Source organism: Clostridium sp. 29_15 (assembly GCF_001916075.1).
Lineage (GTDB): Bacteria > Bacillota > Clostridia > Clostridiales > Clostridiaceae > Clostridium > Clostridium lentum.
Map to the genome: position 1 here is coordinate 39,866 of NZ_MNRT01000003.1, position 8,599 is coordinate 48,464.

The 8,599-nt window shown below is 46.3% G+C and carries 8 protein-coding genes; all 8 read right to left on the bottom strand.

The genetic code is table 11. The features are described 5' to 3' along the window. Nucleotides 1–950, bottom strand: a 950-nt coding sequence (locus BHW04_RS00505) for a phosphoenolpyruvate-utilizing N-terminal domain-containing protein (RefSeq protein WP_302698496.1), incomplete at its 3' end; no start/stop codon positions are given. Nucleotides 951–979: 29 nt separating this feature from the next. Next, a complete protein-coding gene (locus tag BHW04_RS00510) occupies nt 980–2,020 on the bottom strand; it encodes a polyamine ABC transporter substrate-binding protein (RefSeq protein ID WP_110102094.1) in 1,041 nt (346 codons plus the stop codon). Between the two features lie 33 nt (nt 2,021–2,053). Continuing rightward, nucleotides 2,054–3,907: an extracellular solute-binding protein gene (locus tag BHW04_RS00515; RefSeq protein WP_302698497.1), complete on the bottom strand. Its 1,854-nt coding sequence runs from the start codon at nt 3,905–3,907 to the stop codon at nt 2,054–2,056. Then, on the bottom strand, nt 3,810–4,673 hold the full coding sequence (locus BHW04_RS00520) for an ABC transporter permease (RefSeq protein WP_302698498.1): 864 nt from the start codon (nt 4,671–4,673) through the stop codon (nt 3,810–3,812). Before BHW04_RS00520 ends, BHW04_RS00515 begins: the two co-directional genes overlap by 98 nt. Continuing rightward, the gene (gene potA / locus BHW04_RS00525) at nt 4,673–5,719 is read right to left on the bottom strand and encodes a spermidine/putrescine ABC transporter ATP-binding protein (protein WP_237971551.1); all 1,047 of its coding nucleotides are present in this window, start codon (nt 5,717–5,719) and stop codon (nt 4,673–4,675) included. The genes BHW04_RS00520 and potA overlap by 1 nt, the downstream gene beginning before the upstream one ends. Beyond that, nucleotides 5,709–6,068: an ABC transporter permease gene (locus BHW04_RS12190; protein ID WP_368072947.1), complete on the bottom strand. Its 360-nt coding sequence runs from the start codon at nt 6,066–6,068 to the stop codon at nt 5,709–5,711. The genes potA and BHW04_RS12190 overlap by 11 nt, the downstream gene beginning before the upstream one ends. 390 nt (nt 6,069–6,458) lie before the next feature. Then, a complete protein-coding gene (locus BHW04_RS00535; protein ID WP_302698500.1) occupies nt 6,459–7,313 on the bottom strand; it encodes an ABC transporter permease in 855 nt (284 codons plus the stop codon). Continuing rightward, nucleotides 7,306–8,568 (bottom strand): ABC transporter ATP-binding protein, encoded by a 1,263-nt coding sequence (locus BHW04_RS00540; protein ID WP_302698501.1) that lies wholly within the window; start codon nt 8,566–8,568, stop codon nt 7,306–7,308. The genes BHW04_RS00535 and BHW04_RS00540 overlap by 8 nt, the downstream gene beginning before the upstream one ends. Between the last annotated feature and the right edge of the window lie 31 nt (nt 8,569–8,599).

Genomic DNA, 8,599 nt, shown 5'->3' on the forward strand with positions numbered 1-8,599 from the left:
GCTACTTTTTTATAGGCACGGAACAGCTCATTCTCTCTTGGATAATTCTCTCTTCCGAGATACTGGAATTCACTTCGAAGAAGGCCGATACCTGCTGCTCCGTAATAAAGAACCGTATTCAGATCATCCAGATTTCCGATGTTTGCCAGAAGCTTGATTTCCTTGCCATCGGCTGTGATATCCTTCTGGTTCCGAAGTCTCAAAAGTTCTTCCCGCTCTTCCTTATCTGCTGCATGACGGATCTCATATTCCTTAAGAAGCTCCGGCTCCGGATCGATATACAGTGTTCCTGTATACCCATCTACAATAGCCATATGACCATCCCATTCTTTCTGTATCTCCACCTCGACCAGGGTGGGGACTTCCATGGATTTTGCCATGATCGATACATGGGAAATAACAGACCCCTGATGCATGACTACCGCCAGAAGACTGGCTTTGTTCATCTCCAGAAGTTCATTTGGGGAAAGCTGCTCTGCTGCAAGGATCACCGGCTCATCTCCCAGATTGATCCGTGCATGGGAGCCACCCATGGCGCCGATCAGCAGCTCGGAGATCTCCCTGATATTTTCGATCTGTTCTTTGACAGCCTCGTCCTCCAGCTTGCGGAACACATTGGCAAGCTCATCTCTGGTTGTTTGGACTGCGTAAGCTGCACTGACCTTTTCTGTCGTGATCATGCTTTCCACAGCCCGCTGAAAGCTGCCACCACTTAAGAGCTTCAGCTGACGTTTCAAGGTCAGCTCCTGCTCTTTGGGGAGGGGTGCTCCGTTTTTATACATATGCTGGATCTGATTCTTTACCGCTGTTCTTGCATTATCCAGACGATCCAGCTCCTTTTTTACATTGTCTACCATGGACTGACGGATCTGATATTCGCCTCTGTGGTAATACAGTATTTTTCCAATGGCTATTCCGGAAAAAGCGGATGTGCCTTTGTATATCTCCACCTGAAAAACCCCCTTACTGGTTCGTCTGCTTAATCGCAGGCAGCTTTAAACTCTGTCCAGATCTTATTGTATTCCTGCTCTGCTTCCTGGCTTACATTCTGTACGATTTCACCCTTTGTCACGCTGTCCGGAACAACCAGGCTCTCGTCTACCAGATCATCTGCTGCCTTGTTTGTATTGTAGTATCCGATATAGTTGATGCACTGTGCAGATACTTCCGGCTCCAGGATATAATTGATAAATTCATTGGCAGCCTTCGCATTCGGTGCTTCACTTGGCACAAACATTCCCATAATACCAAATCCAAGACCTTCCTCCGGATAAACCACCTTAAGATCCGGATTATCCTTCAGTGCCTGTGTTACCTGTGATGTATAAAGAAATGCCACACTTGCCTCTCCGTTGAGAAGGGCATTCTGTGTATTGTCATCCTGGATCATACGAATGTTCGGTGCCAGCTCTTTCAGCTTCTCACCGGTCTTGTCGATCACGGCTACATCTTCTTCGTTCATGCTCTCTCCCATGGAAAGCTGTGTGATGCCACAGATCACGCGGTAATTACCTACGATGGCAATGCTGTCCTCCAGAGACTTATCCCAGAGATCCTTGTATCCTTTAATGTCGATATCTACCTGTTCCGGATCATAAACGATCAGTGGGATTCCTGCTCCGTAAGGTACTGTATATTCGTCATCCGGATCATAAAACTGTCCCTGATAAAGGGGGTTGATGTTCTTAAAATTGGAAACGGTATCCTTGTCGATCTTCTGGACAAGTCCCTCTTTTACCGCGCTGTCGATAATGTAATCATCTGCAATTACCACATCATAATCGCCGCCCTTTGCCTGGGAAAGCTTCTCAAGCATGGTCTCATCGGTATCAAAGTTGGAATATACTACCTTGGTCCCTGTTTCTTTTTCAAAATCATCCAGCACTTCCTGCGGAAACATTCCGTCCCATGTATAAAGTACCAGTTCATCCTTATCCTTTGCACTGACACTGACACCTGTTATCATAGATGTTCCAAGTACCGCACATAACATGATCGCTGCTGCTTTTTTTACTTTCATAGAACCTCCTTCATGTCTCTCTCTGACGTCTTGTTATTTTGCTTTTACCTTTGTCCAAAGCTCTGCGAATTTCTGTTTGATCTTTGGCTTCTGGTATCCGAAGATCTCATTCTTTGGATTGTCGATCTGCGGAATATAGGAAGAAATTCCCTCATAAGTTCCGTTCTTCATCTCCTCGAATGCACTCTTTACAGTAGAAGTATATCCTACTTCTTCGGTATTGGAAAGAGCATTTTCATCATCCAGCATAAAATTGATGAACTCATGAGCCAGATCTACTTCATTACAGTCCTTGGTGATGACCATGGCATCATACCAGGTATTGGTTCCCTGCTGCGGAGTATAATAGCCAAGCTCCGGATTTTCGCTGATAATATAGGAAGCATCTCCGGAATAAACAACCGCCATTGCCTTGTTTCCTGAGATCATGTTGTCGATCACATCATCACCTGCATAGATCGGATCCATGGTATCTCTCTGCCGGATCAGCCACTCATAAGCCTGCTGGATCTCATCAAGATTTTTTGTGTTCATGGAATACCCCAGCGCTTTCAGGGCGATCATAAAGGAATCCCTTTCGGAATCATACATATAAAGATCTCCCTTATATTTTTCATCGCAGAGAATATTCCAGCCCTCTTTGTCAAGATCCTCCTGAGAGACTACATTCTTATTATAAAGGATTCCTACAGTTCCCCAGAAATACGGACAGGAATAACGATTTCCCGGATCATAGTCCTTATTCTGTACCTCGGGAAGAAGATTTTTGCTGTTTGGGATCTTTTTCCAGTCAAGGGCCTGAAGATATTCCTCCTTGATCAGTCTTTCGATCATATAATCTGACGGAACCAGAACATCGTAGGTTTCACCACTGGCCAGCTTGGTGTACATCATCTCATTGGACTCGAAGGTTTCATATACAACAGTACAGTTATACTGCTTCTCAAATTTGTCCAGAAGACTCAGGTCCATATATTCTCCGGCATTATATACACGAAGCACGTGGTTTCCCTGGCTTACGAGCGTCCACTTTCCCAATACCAGAACAACCGCAGCAGCTGTGACAACCGCAACGATCCTTCTTTTTTTCGGATCCATTTTTTTCACGGTGGAGGCCTGAAGCTTCGGCATGATCAGATTTGCAAAAAGAAGCACCAGTACAATGACCACGATCACAATAGTAGAAAGGGCGTTGATGGTGGGATTGATGCGCTTTGTCATATTATATACAACAATGGATATATTTTTTACTCCGTTTCCGGAAACAAAGTAGGAAATTACGAAATCGTCAAAGGACATGGTAAAGGCCAGGAGCGCTCCCGCAAAAATCCCTTCTTTGATCATGGGCACGATAACCTTGGTAAGTGCCTGATATGGCGTTGCACCAAGATCCATGGCTGCATTGGCAAGGTTCGGATCCAGGCTTCGTACCTTCGGATATACACTGGTGATCACATAGGGCGTACAGAATGCGATATGTGCCAGCAGCATGGTCAGATAGCCTTTCGTCATTCCCAGCGAAGAAAACAGCAGCATCAGACCAATCGCGGTTACGATCTCCGGATTCAGAATTGGAAAGTTATTGATGGTAAGGACCATCTCCTTCAGCACCTTTCTGGATTTTGAAAGTCCGATGGCTGTAATGGTTCCCAGCGCTGTGGAAATAACAGTTGCCAGAATTGCCACTGTGACCGAAACATAAACTGCCTTACTGATCTCCATGTTGTTTATCAGCTCTCCGTACCAGCGCAGGGAAAATCCTGTAAATCTGGTCAGGGACTTGGATGAGTTAAAGGAAAAGATCATGGTCACAAGGATCGGCAGGTAAAAAAATGCCAGACACAGCACTACATATAATTTTGAAAATATGGTATTTTTTCTTTTCATCTCCTGCCTCCTTTAATCGGATGGCACTTCCGAAGTTCCAGTCACCTACAGAAATAAACTGTGACTCGATGAGATTACCGATCAGCATGTACTGGCCGCCGCCGAGAAGCTTCGGAATAACGAAGGTTGATATGGACAGAAGGAATACCATCATGATACCATTGACCACACCTGGCATGGAAAGCTTCCAGGTGATCCTCCAGAAGGTCTGAAAGGGATTGGCACCAAGGTCGTTGGCCGCTTCGATCAGTGACTTGTCCATTTTACTTAAGGATGTATGGATTGGAATGATCATAAAGGGCATAAAGTTACAAACAAGGCCCACGATAACGGAAAAATCTGTATACATCATGGTGATCGGTGAGATTCCCAGCATTTTCAGAAGGTTGTTCACCAGACCATTGTCAGAAAGAATGTTCATCCATGCATAGGTACGGAGAAGCATGTTGATCCACATGGGAATGGTGACCATAAGGATCAGAAAGCTCTGCACCTTTTCGGAATATTTGGAGATAATGTATGCCAGCGGATATCCGCAGACCAGGCAGATCAGTGTGGTCAGGATACCCAGGCGGAAGGATTTCAGGATAACACTTAAATATGTAGCTTCCAGAAATTTTGCAAAATTCGCCCATGTAAAATGCAGGGTCAGAACTTCATTTCCATCTGAGGTAAATGCATAAAGCACGATCAGGATCAATGGTACCACGATCAGGATCGAAGCCCAGATGATATACGGCTTGATCAGATGCTTGAACTGTTTCATTAGTATCCTCCCATTCTGCACATAACATGGATATCCTCAGGACCAAACTTCAGTCCCACTTCACGTCCCACTTCTGCATAATCGGTAGTGTGCACCATGTATGTGCGAAGCTCCGTCTCGATCAGGATCTCATAATGCACGCCCTTGAACGTAATGTTCCGTACAGTTCCTCTGACCTTGGCCTGATCCGGTTCCACAATATCCAGATCCTCCGGGCGGAGAACAACCTCAATGGCTTCGTTGTCCTCAAATCCCTTGTCTACACATTCAAAACGGAAGCCATCAAACTCCACAAGGAAATCCCTAATCATTGTTCCTTCTATAATATTGGACTCTCCGATAAAGCCGGCAACAAAACGGTTCTCCGGCTCATTATAGATATCTGTCGGGCTGCCAATCTGCTGGATCTCACCGTTGTTCATGACTACTACCGTATCAGACATGGAAAGTGCCTCCTCCTGGTCATGGGTAACATAGATAAAGGTGATCCCTACCTCTCTCTGGATCTTTTTCAGCTCGATCTGCATCTGCTTACGGATCTTGGCATCCAGTGCGCCGAGTGGCTCATCCAGCAGAAGCACCTTCGGCTCATTGACAAGAGCTCTGGCAATGGCAACTCGCTGCTGCTGTCCACCGGAAAGAAGTGTAACATCTCTTTTTTCGAAGCCTTCCAGCCCTACCATTTTCAGCATTCTTTTTACCTTCTGCTCAATAACAGATTTATCTACCTTTTTCAGATTCAGGCCGAAACCGATATTGTCCATAACATTGAGATGCGGAAACAATGCATATTTCTGGAATACCGTGTTGATCTCTCTTTTATATGGAGGCAGCTTGGAGATCTCAATTCCGTTAAACAGTACCTCTCCGCCGCTTGGCTCCTCAAATCCGGCAATGATCCTTAAGGTTGTTGTCTTTCCACAGCCGCTGGGTCCCAGAAGCGTAAGGAATTCGTTTTCGTGGATGTCCAGATTAATGCCCCGGAGTACCTGCTGGTCATCAAAGTTTTTTGTGAGATTTTTTAACTCGATCAGTTTATTGCTCATCTTTTATATTCCCCTTCCCGCGTTTTCCTGCAATCAGATATACTGCCAGTACCAGAAGGATCACTCCCAGCATTATGGTACAAAGTGCATTGATCTCCGGCGTAACGCCTGTTTTCATCTGTGTGTAAACTTTTATCGGCAGCGTGGATACACGTGGCCCGGTTACAAAAATACTGATCACCACATCGTCCATGGACATGGCAAAGGCCAGCAGAGAGCCGGATATAACAGCCGGCATGATCAGCGGCAGGGTAATGTCCCAGAAGGCCCGAAAGGAACCGGCACCAAGATCTCTGGCTGCCTCTTCCAGGGACGGATCCATTCCCACAAGCCTTGCTTTTACCTCCATCAAAATATAGGGCACATGGCAGGTTCAGCATATAGAAAAATGCCATCAGTACCATTCCCAGAATGATTTCCGGGATCATCAGAGGCAGGATGGAAATATACTCCATCACCCCTTTTGTTTTCCAGTGGATCCTGGAAAGTCCTACAGCCCCCAGTGTTCCGATCACTGCAGATACCCCACAGCTGGACACCGCCAGGATCAAACTGTTTTTCAATGCCTGGAGCAGATCCCTGTCCTGAAACAGTTCCTGATACCATTTCAGGGAAAATCCGGTAAAGCGCACCGGAAGTCTTGCTTCATTAAACGAAAATACCACTACCACACCAATGGGCAGATACATAAGGAAAAACAGGATTCCCAGGTACAGTCCTGAAAGCTTTGAGTTCTTTTTCATCCGATTCCCTCCAGTTCCTTCACATTGGTAAGCTTCCGATATAATACGATCATCAGAGTTGTCAGTATCATCAGTACCACAGCCAGTGCTGCGGCAAAGGGCCAGTTATTGCCTCTTGTCATCTGCTCCTGGATCAGACTTCCCACAAGTACGATCTTGTTTCCGCCCAGGATATCCGCAATAAAAAACAGACCCATAGACGGAATAAAGGTAAGTATCACTCCGGAAAGAAGTCCCGGCAAAGTCAGCTTAAAGGTGACGCTCCAGAAAGCCTTCCATCTGCTGGCTCCAAGGTCTCTGGCAGCTTCCACAAGGGACCAGTCCAGCTTTTCCGCACTGGAATATACGGACAGTGCCATAAACGGCAACAATACATAGATCATACCGATCACGATCGCAGGATAGCTGTACAGGATTTTTGAGGGCTCCTGGATGATGCCAAGCTTCATCAGCAGATAATTCAGAAGGCCCTTTTTCTGGAGAATGATGATCCAGCCATAAAGACGGATTAGGGAATTCACCCAGAAAGGCAGCATCAGGAAAAGCATGGCCAGCTTCTTTTTGCCCCCGGAAAGCTTTGCCATAAAGTATCCGAAGGGGTAGCCCACCAGACAGATGATCAAAGTGCTGGTGAGCGCAAGGCGGAAGGATCCCGTAAAGGTCTGCAGGTATACAGGCTCCAGGATCTGCTTGTAATTATCCAGAGTAAATTTCCAGTTCACGCCGTAGCCGCCGTCTGCTGTGGAAAAGCTCAGTGCAACTACATACAGAAGAGGCAGTGCGACGAAGATCAGTGTAAAAAGGTACAGCGGCAGGATCATCCATACGGAGCCTGCTCTGTGCTTACGCATGGGTACCTCCTGCACAGGGACCTGACTGATCCGGCAATACTTCTTCTGATCTTTCTTCCCGATCTACCAGCACTGCATCTGTAGGAAGAAAACAGCAGCGCACCTTTTCTCCTACACTGACATTTGTATCAATTCCATAACGGCTTGCCACGATTTCCTGACCTTCCGAAGTTTTCAAAACAACACGGAGCTGGCCGCCGGCGAAGGTTTTTTCAATGACTTCGGCGGTTAAGCCATCGCAGCTGTCCTCTGTGTTTTTTTCTGCGGGCTCCTGTACACTCTTTTGTGTGTTTTCTGATGTGCAATTTGGCGTGCTTTGTTGTGCATTTTTTTTATTTTCTTCAAACCGGATATTTTCGCTTCTTACTGCGATGGTAACCTTTTCTCCTTTTTGTGGGAAATATCCTCTGTCAGATGTAGCTGCGGTGTCCATTGATACTTTTACTTTTCCGGCATCAGTTCTTACGGTGATCTGAGCGGAAGTACCGTCAATCTCCTCTTCCGCAATGCTTTCCACAATGCCGGTCAGGATATTGGCATTTCCAACAAAGGTTGCCACATAGCTGGTCTTCGGATGATTATAGATCTCATCCGGCGTCCCAATCTGCTCAAAGCGACCGTGGTTCATCACAGCGATCGTATCAGACATGTTGATGGCTTCTTCCTGATCGTGAGTGATATAGATAAAGGTGATCCCCAGCTTCTTCTGCAGGCGCTTCAGCTCGTGCTGCATGGCACGCCTCAGCTGCAGATCCAGTGCACCAAGGGGTTCGTCCAGAAGAAGTACCTCCGGATTGTTCACAAGTGCTCTGGCTATGGCCACACGCTGGCGCTGACCGCCGGAAAGCTCTGACGGCTTACGCCTCTCAAAGCCCGTAAGCTGAACAAGCTCCAGCATTTCTTTGACTCTTCTGCTGATCTCCGCTTTCGATGTTTTTTTCAATTTCAGCCCATATCCAATGTTATCTGCTACATTCATATGTGGAAAAAGTGCATAATTCTGGAACACTGTGTTCACATTGCGCTGATTCGGTTCCAGGGATGTCACATCCTTTCCATCCAGAAAAACCTGGCCGGAATCTGGCTGTTCCAGGCCTGCAATGATCCGCAGTGTGGTGGTTTTTCCACAGCCGGAAGACCCCAGCAGAGTGACAAATTCTCCTTTTTTTGCTGTAAGACAAATGCTTTCCAGGACGTCCTCACCTTCCTGGAAGCTCTTTTTTATGTTTTTCAGTTCTAATGAAATTTCGGACATTTAGTTCTCCTTCTGTTTGCTATGATATCCG